Annotated in this window: 14 protein-coding genes; 7 read left to right on the forward strand and 7 right to left on the reverse strand. The window is 72.0% G+C overall.

Features of this window, described 5'->3' with window-relative positions; all coding sequences use genetic code 11:
• Window positions 1-8: 8 nt before the first annotated feature.
• Entirely contained in the window at window positions 9-680 is a 672-nt protein-coding gene (locus ACQ5BE_RS06815; RefSeq protein WP_430296220.1) for a GntR family transcriptional regulator, read from the reverse strand.
• Window positions 681-861: 181 nt separating this feature from the next.
• Between ACQ5BE_RS06815 and ACQ5BE_RS06820 the strand changes: the two genes are divergently transcribed.
• The 5 genes from ACQ5BE_RS06820 to ACQ5BE_RS06840 are packed head-to-tail and all read left to right on the forward strand — an operon-like array spanning window position 862 to window position 5,587.
• Window positions 862-1,644, forward strand: coding sequence for an ABC transporter ATP-binding protein (locus tag ACQ5BE_RS06820; protein WP_430296222.1), 783 nt, complete (start codon window positions 862-864; stop codon window positions 1,642-1,644).
• On the forward strand, window positions 1,631-2,341 hold the full coding sequence (locus tag ACQ5BE_RS06825; RefSeq protein WP_430296223.1) for an ABC transporter ATP-binding protein: 711 nt from the start codon (window positions 1,631-1,633) through the stop codon (window positions 2,339-2,341). Before ACQ5BE_RS06820 ends, ACQ5BE_RS06825 begins: the two co-directional genes overlap by 14 nt.
• 5 nt (window positions 2,342-2,346) lie before the next feature.
• Window positions 2,347-3,228, forward strand: coding sequence for a branched-chain amino acid ABC transporter permease (locus tag ACQ5BE_RS06830; protein ID WP_430296224.1), 882 nt, complete (start codon window positions 2,347-2,349; stop codon window positions 3,226-3,228).
• On the forward strand, window positions 3,228-4,328 hold the full coding sequence (locus tag ACQ5BE_RS06835) for an ABC transporter permease subunit (RefSeq protein ID WP_430296226.1): 1,101 nt from the start codon (window positions 3,228-3,230) through the stop codon (window positions 4,326-4,328). The genes ACQ5BE_RS06830 and ACQ5BE_RS06835 overlap by 1 nt, the downstream gene beginning before the upstream one ends.
• A complete protein-coding gene (locus ACQ5BE_RS06840; RefSeq protein WP_430296228.1) occupies window positions 4,325-5,587 on the forward strand; it encodes an ABC transporter substrate-binding protein in 1,263 nt (420 codons plus the stop codon). Before ACQ5BE_RS06835 ends, ACQ5BE_RS06840 begins: the two co-directional genes overlap by 4 nt.
• Window positions 5,588-5,792: 205 nt before the next feature.
• Here ACQ5BE_RS06840 and ACQ5BE_RS06845 read toward each other — a convergent pair whose 3' ends face one another.
• Entirely contained in the window at window positions 5,793-7,088 is a 1,296-nt protein-coding gene (locus ACQ5BE_RS06845) for a serine hydrolase domain-containing protein (RefSeq protein ID WP_430296230.1), read from the reverse strand.
• Window positions 7,089-7,135: 47 nt separating this feature from the next.
• The gene (locus tag ACQ5BE_RS06850) at window positions 7,136-8,491 is read right to left on the reverse strand and encodes a phenylacetate--CoA ligase family protein (RefSeq protein ID WP_430296231.1); all 1,356 of its coding nucleotides are present in this window, start codon (window positions 8,489-8,491) and stop codon (window positions 7,136-7,138) included.
• 134 nt (window positions 8,492-8,625) lie between these two features.
• Here ACQ5BE_RS06850 and ACQ5BE_RS06855 point away from each other — a divergent pair, with 134 nt between their 5' ends.
• Window positions 8,626-8,946 carry an SHOCT domain-containing protein gene (locus ACQ5BE_RS06855; RefSeq protein ID WP_430296232.1) on the forward strand — a complete coding sequence of 107 codons (321 nt, stop codon included), beginning with the start codon at window positions 8,626-8,628 and terminating at the stop codon, window positions 8,944-8,946.
• 22 nt (window positions 8,947-8,968) lie between these two features.
• Window positions 8,969-9,754 (forward strand): potassium channel family protein, encoded by a 786-nt coding sequence (locus tag ACQ5BE_RS06860; RefSeq protein ID WP_430296233.1) that lies wholly within the window; start codon window positions 8,969-8,971, stop codon window positions 9,752-9,754.
• Here the strand turns inward: ACQ5BE_RS06860 and ACQ5BE_RS06865 are convergent.
• The 4 genes from ACQ5BE_RS06865 to ACQ5BE_RS06880 form a co-directional block, all read right to left on the reverse strand.
• Entirely contained in the window at window positions 9,751-11,286 is a 1,536-nt protein-coding gene (locus tag ACQ5BE_RS06865; RefSeq protein WP_430296235.1) for a long-chain-fatty-acid--CoA ligase, read from the reverse strand. The genes ACQ5BE_RS06860 and ACQ5BE_RS06865 overlap by 4 nt on opposite strands.
• Before the next feature lie 112 nt (window positions 11,287-11,398).
• The gene (locus ACQ5BE_RS06870; RefSeq protein WP_430296236.1) at window positions 11,399-12,184 is read right to left on the reverse strand and encodes an alpha/beta fold hydrolase; all 786 of its coding nucleotides are present in this window, start codon (window positions 12,182-12,184) and stop codon (window positions 11,399-11,401) included.
• A 42-nt stretch (window positions 12,185-12,226) separates the two neighbouring features.
• Window positions 12,227-13,543, reverse strand: coding sequence for a wax ester/triacylglycerol synthase domain-containing protein (locus ACQ5BE_RS06875; RefSeq protein WP_430296237.1), 1,317 nt, complete (start codon window positions 13,541-13,543; stop codon window positions 12,227-12,229).
• Window positions 13,544-13,836: 293 nt separating this feature from the next.
• Complete coding sequence (locus ACQ5BE_RS06880; RefSeq protein ID WP_430296238.1) at window positions 13,837-15,102, reverse strand: S53 family peptidase; 1,266 nt, start codon at window positions 15,100-15,102, stop codon at window positions 13,837-13,839.
• Window positions 15,103-15,158: the final 56 nt, after the last annotated feature.

Genomic DNA, 15,158 nt, shown 5'->3' on the forward strand with positions numbered 1-15,158 from the left:
GCCGGGGGTCAGGCGGTCAGCTCCCGGAGCGCGTCGATGACGCTGAGCAGGTGGCGGCGCACCGCCTGCTCGGCGGCATCGGGATCACGGGCCAGGATGGCGTCGATGATGGCGGCGTGCTCCAGCACCGAGACCTTGGCGCGCGCCGGACGCGACGAGAGCTTGAACTGGTGGCGGACGCTCTGCGCGTGCAGGCGCCCGAGCACTTCCGCGGCGGTGCCGTGATGGGCCAGCTCCCGGACGCGCCGGTCGAGCAGCTGGTGCAGCCGCGCGTACTCCACGAGGTCGCCCTCCGCGACGGATGCGACCATGTCCGCACGGAGCCGCGCGAAGGCCTCCGCATCCGCCTCGGACAGGCTCGACGCCGTCTTGGCCGCGCACAGGCCCTCGACGCCGATCCGCACCTCGATGATCTCGATGGCCTCCTCGAGCGTCACCGCCCGGACCCGGGCCCCACGGTTCGGCAGCCTCTCGATCAGGCCCTCGGCCGCCAGTTCGAGCAGTGCCGTGCGCACCGTGGCCCGGCTCGCCGAGAACGCCTCGGTCAGGTCCGCCTCGATGAGCCGCTGGTTCGGCGCGTACTCGCCGCGCATGATCGCGTCGCGGATCAGGTCTGCGACGCCCCGCTCCCCCACCGGGACAGCCGCCCCCGCCGGCGCCTTCTCCGCGGCTGACGACATGTGCACTCACTCCCCGGAATCGGCGGACAGGGCGGCGGCCCCGACGCAGGCGACGGCGTCGGCTGCAATCCTAAGACCCATCCAAAATCGTTGACAATCTCGTCTCCGGATCCGTAGCGTCAGTGACAGCAGTCACATCGGCCGCGCTCTTCGAGGGCGACGACGCGGAAGGGGGTGCGGGATGGCGGCACGCCTGACCCTGAACGACGTCAGCCTGCACTTCGGCGGCGTCAAGGTCCTCCAGGACGTGAGCTTCGAGGTCGAGCCCGGCAGCATCTTCGGTCTGGTCGGGCCCAACGGGGCCGGCAAGACCTCGCTGTTCAACTGCATCAGCGGGCACTACAAGCCGAGCTCCGGCTCGATCACGATCGACGGCACCGAGGTGGTGGGCAGCGCCCCGTCGCGGCTCGCACGGCTCGGCCTCTCGCGCACCTTCCAGCACCCCGCGCTGCAGCTGCGGGCGACCGTCCTCGAGAACGTGCTCCTCGGCGGGCACCTGCGGCTCCCGGGCGGCCCGGTCTCGTGGGCCCTCTCGCTGCCGCACACCACCCGCGCCGAGCGCGCGATGCGCGCGGAGGCCCTCGAGCTGCTCGAGCGCGCTGGCCTCGGCTGGGCGGCCCACCTGCCCGCGGACGAGCTCTCGCACGGGCTCCACAAGGGCATCGAGCTCTGGCGCGCGCTCCTGTCGAAGCCGTCCCTGCTGCTGCTCGACGAACCCGCTGCGGGGCTCTCCCACGGCGAGGTCGAGCAGCTCATCGACACCGTCAGGCAGGTCCGCACCGAGCAGGACATCACGATCGTCATCGTCGAGCACCACATGGGCCTGATCTCCGCGCTCACCGACCGCGTGGTCGTGCTGGACCACGGCAGCAAGCTCATGGAGGGCACGGCCGCCCAGGCCCAGTCCGACCCGCGCGTGATCGAGGCCTACATCGGGAAGGACGCCGCGGATGACGCTGCTTGAACTCGACAGCGTCACCGCCTCCTACGGCCCGGTCCAGGTGCTCGACGGCGTCTCCCTCACCGTGCCCGAGGGCGGCTCCGTGGGCATCCTCGGCGCGAATGGCGCAGGGAAGACGACGACGCTGCGCGCCATCAGCGGCACGGTCCGCACCGGCGGCCGCATCAGGTTCGCGGGCCGGGACATCCGCGGACGCCGCCCCGACCAGGTCGCGGCGCTCGGGATCGCCCACGTCCCCGAGGGCCGCGGGACACTGGCGCAGCTCTCCGTGCGGGAGAATCTCCTCGTCGGGTCCTACATGCGCAAAGACCGCAAGAAGATCTCGGCGGACATCGAGTACTGCCTCGACCTCTTCCCGCAGCTGAGGGAACGGATCGGCTCCCGTGCGGCCGCGCTGTCTGGCGGCGAGCAGCAGATGCTCGCGGTGGGGCGGGCGTTCATGGCCAAGCCCAAGCTGCTGCTGCTCGATGAGGCCTCCCTCGGGCTGGCCCCCGGAACCGCCAAGACCGTGTACGAGGCCATCCGCCGTCTCAGGGTCGAGTCGGGCATCGCGATGCTCGTCGTCGAGCAGAACGCCAACCTCGCCTTCACCCTCGTCGACACCGCCACGGTGCTCGAGACCGGCCACAGCGTGCTGACCGGGACCTCCGCCGAGCTCAAGGGCATGGACGAGATCCGCCGCGCCTACCTGGGGGGCTGACCCGCGTGGAAACCTTCATCCAGCTCACCGTGGACGGCCTCTCGACGGGTTCTGTCTACGCCGCCCTCGCCCTCGCCATCGTGCTCGTCAACCAGGCCACCGGCCTGATCAACTTCGCGCAGGGCGGCATGGCCGTCCTGTCCGCGTACCTCGCCTACGCCTTCCTCGAGGCGGGCCTGCCGCTCATCTTGGCCCTCCTCGTCGCGGTCCTGGCCTCGTTCGGCATCGGCGCGCTGGTCGAGCGCTTCCTCATCCGACGCTTCGAGCGCGGCGACCCGGATACGGCCGTCGTCGCGACCATCGGCCTGCTCACGCTCGTCACGGGGATCGTCGCCGTGGTCTGGGGGTACAACAACCGGCAGTTCCCCTCGCTCTTCCCGCTCACGAGCGTGGACATCCTCGGCGCCGTCGTGAGCCTCCGCTCGCTCGCGACGACCCTCACGATCCTTGCGATCATGGGCATCCTCCAGCTGCTCTTCATGAAGACCAAGCTCGGACTGGCCCTGCGCGCGGTCGCCGACAACCCGGCGTCGTCCGCGCTCTCCGGGCTCCCAGTCGGGCGGCTCCTCATGGTCGGGTGGGGCCTGGCCGCCGCGCTCGGGGCCATCGCAGGCGCCCTCGTCGGACCGCAGCTGACCCTCACCCCGGGGATGCTCGACGGCGCGCTCGTCTACGCGCTCGCGGCCGTGATCCTCGGCGGCCTCGACAGCCCGGTCGGCGCCGTAGCCGCGGCCTGGGCGATCGGCGTGCTGGAGAACCTCGTGGCCGTGTACATCCCGCTCATCGGGCACGACCTGAAGATCGCGGTGCCGTTCGTGCTCATCTTCGTGATCCTCGTGCTGAGGCCCCAGGGCCTGTTCGGGCGGAAGGTCGTGGTGCGAGTCTGATGGCAACCCTCAGTTCATCCCTCCGCAGCAGGGCGGCACGGATCGCGCTCATCGCCGTGGTCGTGATCGTGCTCCTCGCGGCACCGCTCTTCCTGCCCGCGATCACGAACCAGAGCCTTGTCCGTGTCGGGGTGTACGCCGTCGCCGTCCTGGGCCTGAACATCGTCATGGGCTACGCCGGCCAGGTCAACCTGGGCCAGATCTTCTTCCTCGGGCTCGGGGCCTACGTGACGGCCTACGGCGTCAAGCAGGGCTGGAACATCCTCATCGTCTTCGTCGCCGCGTGCGTCATCGCCGGCCTCGTGGGGCTGCTCCTCGCGCTCGCCGCGGCCCGGCTGGGCGGCCTCGCGATCGCGATGGTCACCATCGCCCTGCCGATCGTCGGCGTCCCCCTGGCCAAGCGCCTCGACATGTTCACCGGCGGCTCGCAGGGAATCTCCGCGATCTTCTCCACCGCTCCCGACTGGTCGGGCCTGTTCAACGACCAGTGGCAGTACTACATCATCCTGATCGTCACGGCCGGCGGGTTCCTGCTGGCCCGGGCCCTGGTCCGGGGCAAGTACGGCCGGGCGTTCGCCGTCGTGAAGGACAACGAGGCGGTGGCGGCCTCGATGGGCATCTCGCCGTACTGGACCAAGGTCCTCGCCTTCACGATCGCCTCGGTCTATGGCGGTGCTAGCGGCTTCCTCTACCTCGCCGCGGTGCAGTACACGTCCCCGGAGACGCTGAGCTTCGGGCACTCGATCAGCCTGCTCGCGGCGATGGTGATCGGCGGGGCGGGGAGCATCGTCGGCTCGCTCATCGGCGGCGCGTACTACGTGTTCGTCCCGCAGCTCACGAATGCGGTCGACCCGAACTTCACCACGATCAGCCAGGGCGTGATCCTCCTCGCGGTGCTGTTCCTGCTGCCCGAGGGGCTCGTGAGCCTCCCCCGCGTGCTCCGGCGCCTCACCCGCCGGAAGCCGGCCCGGGCGGCCCCTGCCGGAACACCGCCCTCGAGCCACGCTTCCCCGGACCCGGCACCACAGAACCCAGCACCCGAAGGCACAGCACCCCCAGGCACAGCACCCGCCACCACAGAGAGGCACGATCCGTCATGAAGGAACGAAGAAGGACGCACGGAGTCCTCGGCGCCGTCGCAGTGGCGTCGGTCCTCGCGCTCTCCCTGGCAGGCTGCCGCGGAAGCGCGAACGAGAGCGGCGGGGGCGGGGGCTCGGCGGCCTCCCCCGGCATCACGGACACCACCATCACGCTCGGCATCACGACGCCACTCAGCGGCGCCACCGCTGGCCCGGGCACCTGCACGGTCGCCGGCGCCAAGGCGTACTTCGGCGCGAAGAACGCCGAGGGCGGCATCAAGTTCGGTGACGGCAAGACCCGCAAGGTCGAAATCAAGACCTACGACGACGGCTACGACCCGCAGAAGTCGCTGGCGAACTTCCAGCAGATGGTCTCGGACAACGTCTTCGCCGAGGGCATCGGCCTCGGCACCCCGACGAACCGTGCCTTCCGCGAGGCCGCGATCAGCCAGAAGGTCCCCCAGATCCTCGTCATGACGGGCGACCCGCTGTTCAGCGACCAGAAGCAGAGCCCCTGGCAGCTCGGCCTCGTGCCGATCTACCAGAACGAGGGCGAGGCGTTCGGCAAGCTCGTCGCGGCGTCCGGCGGAGCGCACAAGGTCGCGATCCTGTCCCAGAACGACGATTACGGCAAGGGCTACGTCCAGGGCTTCAAGGACGCGATCAAGGGCAACTCGAACATCACGGTCGTCGGGGAGCAGACCTACGAGGCCACGGACACGTCCGTGGACGCGCAGCTCACCCAGCTCGCCGCGACGGGCGCCGACGTGTTCTTCAACGCCATGTCGATCACCCCGCTCGTCATCGCCTCGCTGCAGAAGGCGCAGCAGATCGGCTGGAAGCCCAGCTGGTTCCTGCCCTCCAACACGTCCAGCCCCACCGCGATCCTGCAGCCCGGCGGCGCCACCGCGTACCCGGGCGTGTACACGGTCGCCTTCGCGAAGGCGCCGCAGAGCCCCGAGTTCGCGAAGGACGACGACGTGGTCAAGTTCCTCTCCGACCTCAAGCAGTACGGCAACTACTCGGACGCCCCCGCGTTCCCGCACTGCATGTGGAGCTACATCGCCGGAGCGACCCTCGAGAAGGCGTTCGGGAGCATGACCGACCCGACCCGCGACAGCTTCATGAAGGCGCTGAGGAACATCAAGGGCCTCGAGGCGCCGCTCATGCTCAAGGGCACCTCGGTGGACACGACGAAGGACGGCCAGCCGGCCATCTCGACCGTGCTCGTCCAGAAGTACAACGGCAAGGGCTACGCGACGTCTTCGACGTTCGGCTGACCTGCCCGCACTGCCCACGACGGCGGCGACGCATCCGCGCTGGGTGCGTCGCCGCCGTCGTGCGTGGCCCCTGTAGGTGCCCGGCCCGAAGACCGTGGCCTGGCCGAAGAGTGCGGCCGGCCCGTCAGCTGGGGAATATCCGGGCCGGCCTGTTAATTTGTAACTCGATTTTACAAACCCCTCGGGGCCCGGTCAAGGGCCCCGCTCAGGATGCCCGGTACAGCTTCCCGATGACGAGCTTGGCGAGCTCGGTCGCGGGGGCGCGGTTGTCCGGAAGCGGGGCGAGGTTGGCCCACGTCACGAGCGTGACCCTGTTCGCCGGGTCGTATCCCATGAAGGAGTTGTAGCCTGGGAGCTCCCCGGTGTGGCCGAACATCGCCCCGAACTGCGCGATGTTCATGCCGTAGCCGGCGTTGGGCTGGGTCATCTGGATGCTCTCCATGCGGGTGCGCTGCATGTCCGCGGAGAGAAGCCTGCCCGAGCCGAGGGCTTCGACCCAGGTTGCGAGCTCGGGCGCGGTCGAGATCCCCGATCCCGCGGCCCACGCCCATGAGGGGTTCACCTCCGTGTAGTCCGTCGGGGCGAGCGTGCCGGCGCGGGCGGAGGCGAGCTGGTCCGGCGGAAGGAGGGAGGTCTCGATCGTGCTCTCGAACGTCCCGTACGAGTAGCCGCGTGCGAATGGGGCCGCGATCGCCGAGGAGTCCGGGGCCGGGAGCTGCGTCTCGGTCAGCCCGAGCGGGGTGAAGAGCCTGTCGCGGAAGATCTGCTCGAGCGGCTTGCCGTCCAGCTTCTCCGCGATCGTCCCGAGGAGCACGGTGTTCGTGTTCGAGTACTCCCACTTCGCGCCCGGGTCGAACGTGGGCGCGTGCGAGAACGCCACCTTCAGCAGCTCGTCGGGCTTCCACACGCGCATCCGGTCGGCGTCGACGGCCCGGTTCCAGTCCGGGTCGAAGGTGTAGTTGTAGAGGCCCGAGCGCATCTCGAGCAGCTGCTCGATGGTGATCCTGTCCCCGTTCGGCACTCCGTCGCGGTACTTCGAGACCGGGTCCTTGAGCCCGATCTTGCCCTCCTGCGCGAGCTGGAGGATGGCGGTCCCGGTCCAGGTCTTGGTGTTGGACCCGACCCGGATGTGGTCCCCGACCGTCACCGCCTCCCCGCCGCCGCGCTCCCGCGTCCCGTATGCAAGCTCAAGGTTCGGCTGGCCGGGTCGCTTCAGGAGCAGGACCGCGCCGGGGACCTGCATCTCCTTAGCGGCGTCGTTGAAGGCGGTGCGGATCTCGTCGTCGCTCACCTTCGCGATCGCCGGGGCAGACGACGACGGCGACGCGCCGTTCCCGGCCTCCGCACCGCCCGTCGGGGTGCTGGCAGCGGCCGACGACGAGGCCGCCGGAGCTGTGGAGGCCGGGGTGCAGCCAGCCATGACCAGTGCCAGGGCTACGGCGGCCAGGGCGGCCGCGGGGGCCAGGGCGGGGGCCGTGGCGAGGGGACGCGCGCGCGTCATTGCTGTCCGTTCCGGCCCCTCTCCCCGGGCACAGGGTATCGCAGGGATCATGCGCGGGGCAGGCCTCGCACGAGCGGCACCTTGCCCAGGGCCGTGCGCTCGAGTGCGGCGACCGGCACGATGCGCACGGGGACCCCCGCGGCGCCCGCCGCGGCGAGCGCGGCTTCGACCCGGGCGCCGACGGCGTCCGTCTCCGTCCCCGGTGGGAGCCCCTCGAGGAGGACGTCGATGCCGTCCGGGCGCTGGACGACCTGCCACCCCGTGGCGGGCAGGTCTTCGAGCGCGTCCTCGAACACGATCGGGTGGACGCTCACGGCTCCGTGGACGCCGGGCAGCTCGAGGACGTCCTCGGCCCTGCCGTCGATCCGCGTGACGATCGCGAAGGCGCGCCCGCAGGGGCAGCCCGGGCGGTCGATCACCAGGCGGTCCGACATCTCGTAGCGGATGAGCGGGAGGGTCCGCGCGAACGGGACGGTGACGAGGAGCTTCTCCCCCGGCGTCCCCGGCGGCACGGGCCGGTTGCGGGCGTCGACGGACTCGGCGATGACGAGGTCCTCGTAGAGGTGCCGCCGCCCGGCTGTGCAGACGGACGCGATGGCCGCGGTCTCGGTGGCGGCATAGGAGTCCAGGGGCCGGATGCCCCACGCGCGTTCGACGTCGCGCGCCGTCTGGGCGGAAAGCACCTCGGAGGAACTCGTGATCTGGCGCGGGGAGATGCGCAGCTTCCCCGCCGCCTGCTCGGCCGCGAGGGGCCGCAGTGCCGACGCGTACGCCACCACGATGTCCGGGGCGAAGCCGTTCAGCGCGGCGACGGTCTCGGCCAGGGGCGCGCCGGCGTCGAGCCGGAGGGTCGGGGTGACCGCGCCCAGGGTGGCCCCCAGCAGTGCCGAGGCGTGGGTGGGGCGCGCCGAGCTGACGAAGGCGATGCGCGGAGGGTGCAGGGGGCCGGCCTTGATGCCGGCCCAGTCGTTGGGACGCGAGTAGGAGGCAAGCGCAGTCGCCCATTCGCGGCGGTCCCAGACGAAGACGCCGCGGCGGCCGGTCGTGCCCGCGGTGGCCGCGGCCCACCAGCGCCCGCGCCACGGGCGTCCGGGGTTGCCGTCGTGCTCCACGAGGTCGGCGAGGTGCGCCTCGACGTCGGCGAGGCGCAGGCCGGGGCGGGTGACGGCGTCGTCCCAGTGCTCCATGAGCTGGGCCTTGGTCACGGGCGGGAGCGCCGTCAGGGGCGCGTCCTCGAGCCCGGCGTGGAGGCGGCGGTAGAACGGGGAGCGCTCGACGGCGTGGCGACGGGCCGCGGCCACGGCCCGCTCGCGGTGGGCGGCGATCCGCTCGGCGCTCCAGCGGTCGCGGGCGCGCCACAGGAAGCGCAGTGCGAGGACCCGGGCCATCAGGGCGGCATCCATGGCATCAGCGTACGGCGCCGCGGCCCAGGCGCGGGCGAAGTAGGGCCCGTGGACTCTGGGCAGGAGCGCCGGGCGGGCGGACACTGCGGGTAGGGGACGCGGACGGCGTCCCCTACCGATCGGAGGTGGCCGCGATGATGTACTGGAACGGCAACATGGGCGTGTGGGGCTGGATCTTCATGATCCTGAGCTTCCTGCTGTTCTGGGGTGCCATCATCACGGGGATCGTGTTCCTCGCCCGCTCCGTCCGGCACGGCGGGCAGGGCTCGGGATCCTGGGGACAGCCCGGGTGGGGCGGCGGGGCGATGCCGGGCGGCATGCCTCCCGGGCAGTACCCCGGCCCCGGACCCGGACCCGAGCAGGTCCTCGCGGACCGCTTCGCCCGCGGCGAGATCGACGAGGCCGAGTACCGCGCCCGCCTCGACGTGCTGAAGCAGCACCGCGGCGGGGCGTGATTCCGGCGGTACCCTTCGATAGATGACCCAGGAGCGATGGCGGAAGCTGACTGAGTGGCCCACGCTCGCCGCCGCCTTCGTGTTCCTCGCCGCGTACTCCGTGCAGGTGATCGGGAACCTGGATCCCGAGGAGGGCCTCTGGGCAGAGATCTTCCTGTGGGGAGCCTGGGCGGTGTTCGTGGTGGACTACGCAGGCCAGCTGTGGCTGGCCCCGCGCCGCGGGCGCTGGTTCATCCGGAACCTGCACGAGCTGGCGATCCTCGCGCTGCCGGCCCTGCGGCCGCTGCGGCTCGTGACCTTCCTGCGGATCGTCCACAACAAGGCGGGCTCCGCGCTCCGCGGGCGCCTCGTCGTGTACGTCATTGCCGCCGCGGCGACCCTCGCCTACTGCGGTGCGCTCACAGTCGAGGACGTCGAGCAGAACATCCCCGGGGCCAACATCCGCAGCTTCGGCGACGCGATCTGGTGGGCCCTCGAGACCATCACGACGGTCGGCTACGGCGACCACTACCCGATCACGGTGATCGGGCGGCTGGTGGCGGCAGCCCTCATGGTCTCGGGCATCGCGGTGCTCGGCGTCATCACGGCCTCCATCGCCGCGTGGCTCGTGGAGAGCGTGTCCGCGCGCACGGCCGCCGAGCTGGATGAGGTCGAGGCCGAGGTCGAGGAGGTCGAGGCGGAGGTCGAGGCCCTCGACGAGTCGCTCGAAGCCAGGGTCCAAGCCCTCACCGAGCAGGTCGCCCGGCTCACCGCTGCCCTCCAGGCACGCGACGCCGCGAGCCGCGTCGCCCCGCCGGACCAGTCCTAGCTGGCGTTCCCCGCGCTCGGCGACCCGGCGGCGTCGTGCGCCGGGGCCAGCCCCGAGCGGATCTCGCGCTTGAGGATCTTGCCCGTGGGGCCCTTGGGCAGCTGGTCCACGATCCGCACCTCGCGGGGGTACTTGTAGGCGGCCACCTGCGACTTGACGAAGTCGCGCAGCTCCTCCGCGGTCGCCGCGCCCTCCGCGGTGAGCGCGACGACGGCCACCACCTCCTCGCCCAGCTCCGGGTCCGGGATGCCCACGACGGCGGCCTCTGCCACGGCAGGGTGCTCGTAGAGGACCTCCTCGACCTCGCGCGGGTAGACGTTGTAGCCGCCGCGGATGATGAGGTCCTTCTTGCGGTCCACGATCGAGTAGCAGCCGTCGGTGTCGACGCGGCCCATGTCCCCGGTGAGCAGCCAGCCGTCGCGGATGGCCTCGGCGGTGGCGTCGGGCCGGTTCCAGTACCCCTTCATGACGTTGTGCCCGCGGACGGCGATCTCCCCCACCTCGCCCTCGGGCACCTCCTCGCCCTCGAGCCCGACCACGCGCAGCTCGACGCCCTCCACGGCGGTGCCGATCGAGCCGGGCTTCCGGACGCGGTCGGGGTGGTTGAACGCGGCGACCGGGGACGTCTCGGATAGGCCGTAGCCCTCGAGGATGATGCAGCCGAACTCGTCCTCGAACCGGTGCAGGACCTCCACGGGCAGGGCCGCGCCGCCCGAGATGCACACGCGCAGGGAGGAGGTGTCGTAGCGGCCGTGGTCCGGCAGGTTCAGGAGCGCGCCGTACATGGTGGGGACGCCCGCGAAGACGGTCACCCGCTGGGACTCGATGATCTCGAGGGCGTCCTGCGGGGCGAACCGCGGCAGCAGGGCGATCGTCGCCCCGGCCAGGACGGTCGTGTTGAGGGCGCAGGTCTGGCCGAACGTGTGGAACAGGGGCAGGCCGCCGAACACGACGTCCTCCGAGGTGAGGGTCAGGAGCGTGCGGACGGTCAGGTCCGCGTTGAGGATGAGGTTCCGGTGCGTGAGCTCGGCGCCCTTGGGCCGGCCCGTGGTGCCCGAGGTGTAGAGGATCACCGCGGTGTCGCCTTCGGCGCGCTCGGCGACGTCGCCGAGCGGCTCCTCGCCCTCGAGGACACCCGCGAAGGCGCCAGGCTCGACCGTGATGATCCGCGTCCTGGCGCCCTGAGCGCCCGCCGCGGCCTCGTCCGCGACGGCCGAGGCGGCGAGGAGCACCTCGGCGCCGGAGTCGCCGAGGTAGTAGGCGATCTCGCGCTCCTTGAGCATGGGGTTCATCGGCACGACGATCGCGCCCGCCCGCAGGGCGCCGTAGTAGGCGACGGCGAACTCGGGGACGTTCGGCAGCATCACGCCCACGCGGCTCCCGGGGGCGATCCCGGCCCGCACGAGCATGCCGGCGAGCCGGGCCGTCGCGTCCTCGAGGTCGGCGTAGGTCCAGGCCTCCCCGGCGCACGTGATGGCGGTGCGGCCGCCGTGCCGGGACGCTGTGGCGACGAGGTGCTCGGCGAGGTTCATGGAGGCTCCTGACGGGACGTTACTGTGGCGTAGGCCACATCGAGTGTGGCGTGAAACTCCGTTTCAGGTCAACCGGCATTCAGTCTCACGCTCGCACTGCCAGGCCTCGCTGCTAGACCTCGAAGAAGCCCCGGAGCGCCTTGGCGAAGACCTGCGCGTCGACGTCATGGGTCTGGCCCTCGAGGACCTCGAGCCGGGCGTCGGGGATGGCTTCCGCGGCGGCACGGGCGCCGGCGTGCAGGAACTCGGGGCTCGCGCCGCCCGCGAGGACGAGGGTCGGGGCGGTGATCCGGCCGAACACGTCTGCGGGGACCACGGAGCCCTCGCCCATCGCGGCGTCGTCGTAGGCGAGGGTCGCGGCGAGCGCCGTGCCGGCCGGCCAGTACGGGGACTGGCGCGCCCCGGCGATGGCCTCGTCGGGCACGCCGACGTAGCGCATGAAGGTCTCGAGCGCGCCGTCGCGGTCGCCGGCGTCGAGCCTGGCGTTCAGGTCCCGGGTGTAGTCCTCGGCGCGGGCGCGGCCGGCGTCGTCCGTCATGAACGGCGGTTCCCACATCACCAGCGCGCTGACGGGGAGCGCGGCGGCGGCGCGGGCGGCGAGCACCGCGCCGGAGGACAGCCCGACGAGGGCCGCTCCCCCGCGCTCGTGCGAGGCGGCGTCGAGCAGCGCGCCGATGTCCTCGATCTCGCGGTCGACGGCGAACGGCTGGGTGTCGGTGCTGTCGCCGCGCCCGCGCCGGTCGTAGTTGTAGACGGTGAAGGCCTCGGCGAGCGCCTCGGCGATGTGGGCGTCCGCGCGGCGGTGCACCGAGGCCCCGGAGACGAGGATGAGCGGGGTGCCCGCACCGAGGCGGTCGTAGGCGATGGTGGTTCCGTCGGGGGAAGTGACCTGGGTCATGGATACACCGTACGGTCCGCCCGGCCGCCGGAACACACACCGTCAGGTTTTCGCGAGGGTGTCGAGCTCGCCGGCGTAGGAGAGGACGGCGAAGCACACGCCCACGTTCCCGGGCGTCATCGTGATCGGGACGATCGAGGCGATGCGGTGGCCAGCCAGGCGGATCGGCTCGGCCGGGCCGCGCACATTGGTCAGGAACGTGGTCACGAGCCGCTGCCGGTCGATGAAGTGCTGGAACACGCCAGCGCGGGCGAGCGCCCGGAAGGCGACGCCAAGGGGCCCGACCGAGGCTCCGCGCGACGGCCCGCTCCGGGCCCCGGCCTGCTCCAGGACCCGCGCGAGGCGCACGGCGGGGTCCGGATCGGCGGGCACCTCCGTGGGGACGATCCCGTTGATGTTCCCCAGCGCTGTGGCCTCTCTGGGGCCGCGCGGGGTGATGGGCACCGACACCACAAAGGACCGGTGGGCCTCGCCGCGGGAGCGGAGCGTGGAGGCCAGGGCCCCGCAGACGGCGACGAGGACCAGGTCGTTGAGCGTGCAGCCGCGCGCGTGGGCGGCACCGAGCACGTCCTTGAGGGGCAGCGCCACGGTCCTGACGCTCCGGGTGCTCCCGGTGGGCCGGTTGAACGAGGTGGTGGCGGACCCATGGGTGCGGTGGCGGCGGGTGAGGCCGAGCTCGCGCAGCCCCCGCGCCGCCGAGGCGAGGGCGCGGGGCGCGTCGGCGAGCGCGCTCAGGCGCTCCCGCCATGCGTCGGCGAGCAGCTCGCGCGGTGTGGGGCCGGGCTGCGGGAACGGCGTGACGGGCGGCGTCGGCACGGGGGGCTTCGGCACGGGGGCCGGCAGCTCTGGCGCCGGCAGCACTGGCGCCGCGCCGGGTTCCGGGCGGTCGTCGCCGAGTGCGGAGAGCACGGCGAGGCCGCCGAGGCCATCGGCCATCACGTGGTGTGCGATGAAGACCAGCGCCCCCGCGCCATCGTTCTCGGCGCGGACCAGTCGGGCCCTCCAGAGGGGCCGGTCCTTCGGGAGCCGCTCGCACGCGAGCCTGGAAGCCTCGCGCAGGAGGTCCTCGCGGCCGCCGGGGACGGCACCCTCCGAGAGGTGTCGCGGAAGGCTGAACGCGGCGTCGTCCACCCAGACCGGGCGCCCGAACCCGGGCGGCGACGGAACGAGGCGGCGGCGCAGGCGCGGAACGCGCGCGATCCTCTCCCCCAGCGCTGCGGTGAGCTCGGCGAGCGACGGCGCCACCCCGGCGTCGAACGTCAGGACCGCGGCCATGTGCATCGGGACCTGACCGCGGTCCGTCGCGAGGAGCGTGAGGTCGTTGCTGCTGATGCGGTCGATGCTCGGCCTGCGTCCCATGGCTGCCTCCCGGTCTGGCTGCGGTAGGACCAGCGTAGGCTCGCCCGCGGCTACTCGCGTTGACCGGGATCGTCTCGAGGAGGAGCGCTGCTTCGGTGCCGTGGGCGGCGCGGGACCTCCGGTCCTGAGCCGATCTTTGGCGAATCCTGCGGCGCCCTCCCGTGGGCCGAGGGGATGGCGCGGACGATGGCAGGGGCATGCCTGCCCCCGCGCGGTGACGGGTCAAACCGGGTTTGACCCGTCACCGCGCATCAGGGAACCGTCGCCCCGTGGGCGCGGCGGTGTCCCGTCGGTCAGAAGGCCCCCACGCCGTTCGGGGTGCCGAGCCCGGTCACGCCGTCCCACCCGCTGCGCGCCGTGCACCACTGGGCGGTGGGGCAGGAGCCGTTGGAGCCGGACGTGACGTCGAACAGGGAGCCCGCGTTGGCGTACGGGATCGCGTTGGCGTAGCCGGTGAGGCCTGCGCCGGTGTGGCCCGCGAGCGCGTACACGGACGCGATGATCGGCGAGGCCAGGCTCGTCCCGCCGAACTGGCCCCACGTGGAGCTCTTGGACGATGTCGGGTAGAAGACGCCGAGGCCGCCGTTGGAGGGGTCGGAGACGGCGGCGACGTCGTTCATCGCCCGGTTCGCGCAGCCCGTCCCGTAGCCCCCCGCCGCGGCGAGCGGGGCGTTGTAGGCGGAGCAGCCCGAGCCCGTGCCGGACCAGGTGGTTTCGGCCCAGCCGCGCGCGGTGCCGGGGGCCGGGTTGAGGCTCGTCCCGCCCACGGCCGTGACGTAGGAGGACGATGCCGGGTAGGAGGCACCCTGGTAGCCGGAGTCGCCGGCGCTCGCGGTCACGGCGATCCCGGGGAACCTGTAGTACTTCCCGTAGGTCGCGTCCGAGGCGTCGGAGCCGCCGTAGCTGTTGGAGACGCCGACCACGCCGGGCTGCCTGGCGGCGGTCTGGACGGCGGTCCCGAGGTTGGTGAACGACGCCGACGCGGCCTGTACCACGGTGATCCTGCAGTCCGGGCAGGCTGCGGAGACGGCGTCGACATCGAGGGCCTGCTCCTGCGCCCATCCGAGGTCGAACCTGGGCAGGCGGGTGCCGCCGTTCTGGTCGAGGATCGTCAGGCAGCCGTTCGCCGTCGTGCAGGCGGGGAGGCCGTACTGCTGGCGGTACGTGGCGAGGTCGCGCTCGAGGTTCGGGTAGCCGTATGCGTCCACGATCGCCACCGTGCGGCCCCCGGAGGCGGTGCCGTCCAGGCTGTACGCGGAGCGCAGCTGCGAGGGGGTGAGAGCTGTCCCGGGCGGGGTGGTGGCGTTGGTGATGACCCGGCCGGCGGGGTCGGTGGCCTGCCGCGCAGCGCAGGCGGCCTCGCCAGGCCGCGGGTCCGAGCAGACCTTGATCGAGTGCTCATCCGCCTTCCCGACGGGCGGCGTCGCGCTGGCGGCAGTGGTTCCGGTGACGGCGGCCGCTGCGACGAGCAGTCCGGCGACGGCGGCAGACAGTAGCTTCCTGATAGGAAACGCCCCCTCTGGTGGTGGTTTCTGAAGCTGGCCGGCGGCCAGCTCCACAGAAGAAGCTAGGGGGACGCGGCGACCGGCGGGAAGGGGTGTCCGCGAAAGCTCAG

The organism is Sinomonas sp. B1-1 (assembly GCF_050474465.1).
In the GTDB taxonomy this organism is placed as follows: Bacteria; Actinomycetota; Actinomycetes; order Actinomycetales; family Micrococcaceae; genus Sinomonas; species Sinomonas flava.

Bases quoted from the DNA above. Each gene is read 5' to 3' on its own strand.
- ACQ5BE_RS06825 (WP_430296223.1), top strand. From the start codon at position 1,631: ATGACGCTGCTTGAACTCGACAGCGTCACCGCCTCCTACGGCCCGGTC.
- ACQ5BE_RS06870 (WP_430296236.1), bottom strand. From the start codon at position 12,184: ATGACCCAGGTCACTTCCCCCGACGGAACCACCATCGCCTACGACCGC.
- ACQ5BE_RS06860 (WP_430296233.1), top strand. From the start codon at position 8,969: ATGACCCAGGAGCGATGGCGGAAGCTGACTGAGTGGCCCACGCTCGCC.
- ACQ5BE_RS06875 (WP_430296237.1), bottom strand. From the start codon at position 13,543: ATGGGACGCAGGCCGAGCATCGACCGCATCAGCAGCAACGACCTCACG.
- ACQ5BE_RS06845 (WP_430296230.1), bottom strand. From the start codon at position 7,088: ATGACGCGCGCGCGTCCCCTCGCCACGGCCCCCGCCCTGGCCCCCGCG.
- ACQ5BE_RS06815 (WP_430296220.1), bottom strand. From the start codon at position 680: ATGTCGTCAGCCGCGGAGAAGGCGCCGGCGGGGGCGGCTGTCCCGGTG.
- ACQ5BE_RS06835 (WP_430296226.1), top strand. From the start codon at position 3,228: ATGGCAACCCTCAGTTCATCCCTCCGCAGCAGGGCGGCACGGATCGCG.
- ACQ5BE_RS06850 (WP_430296231.1), bottom strand. From the start codon at position 8,491: ATGGATGCCGCCCTGATGGCCCGGGTCCTCGCACTGCGCTTCCTGTGG.
- ACQ5BE_RS06855 (WP_430296232.1), top strand. From the start codon at position 8,626: ATGATGTACTGGAACGGCAACATGGGCGTGTGGGGCTGGATCTTCATG.
- ACQ5BE_RS06820 (WP_430296222.1), top strand. From the start codon at position 862: ATGGCGGCACGCCTGACCCTGAACGACGTCAGCCTGCACTTCGGCGGC.
- ACQ5BE_RS06840 (WP_430296228.1), top strand. From the start codon at position 4,325: ATGAAGGAACGAAGAAGGACGCACGGAGTCCTCGGCGCCGTCGCAGTG.
- ACQ5BE_RS06865 (WP_430296235.1), bottom strand. From the start codon at position 11,286: ATGAACCTCGCCGAGCACCTCGTCGCCACAGCGTCCCGGCACGGCGGC.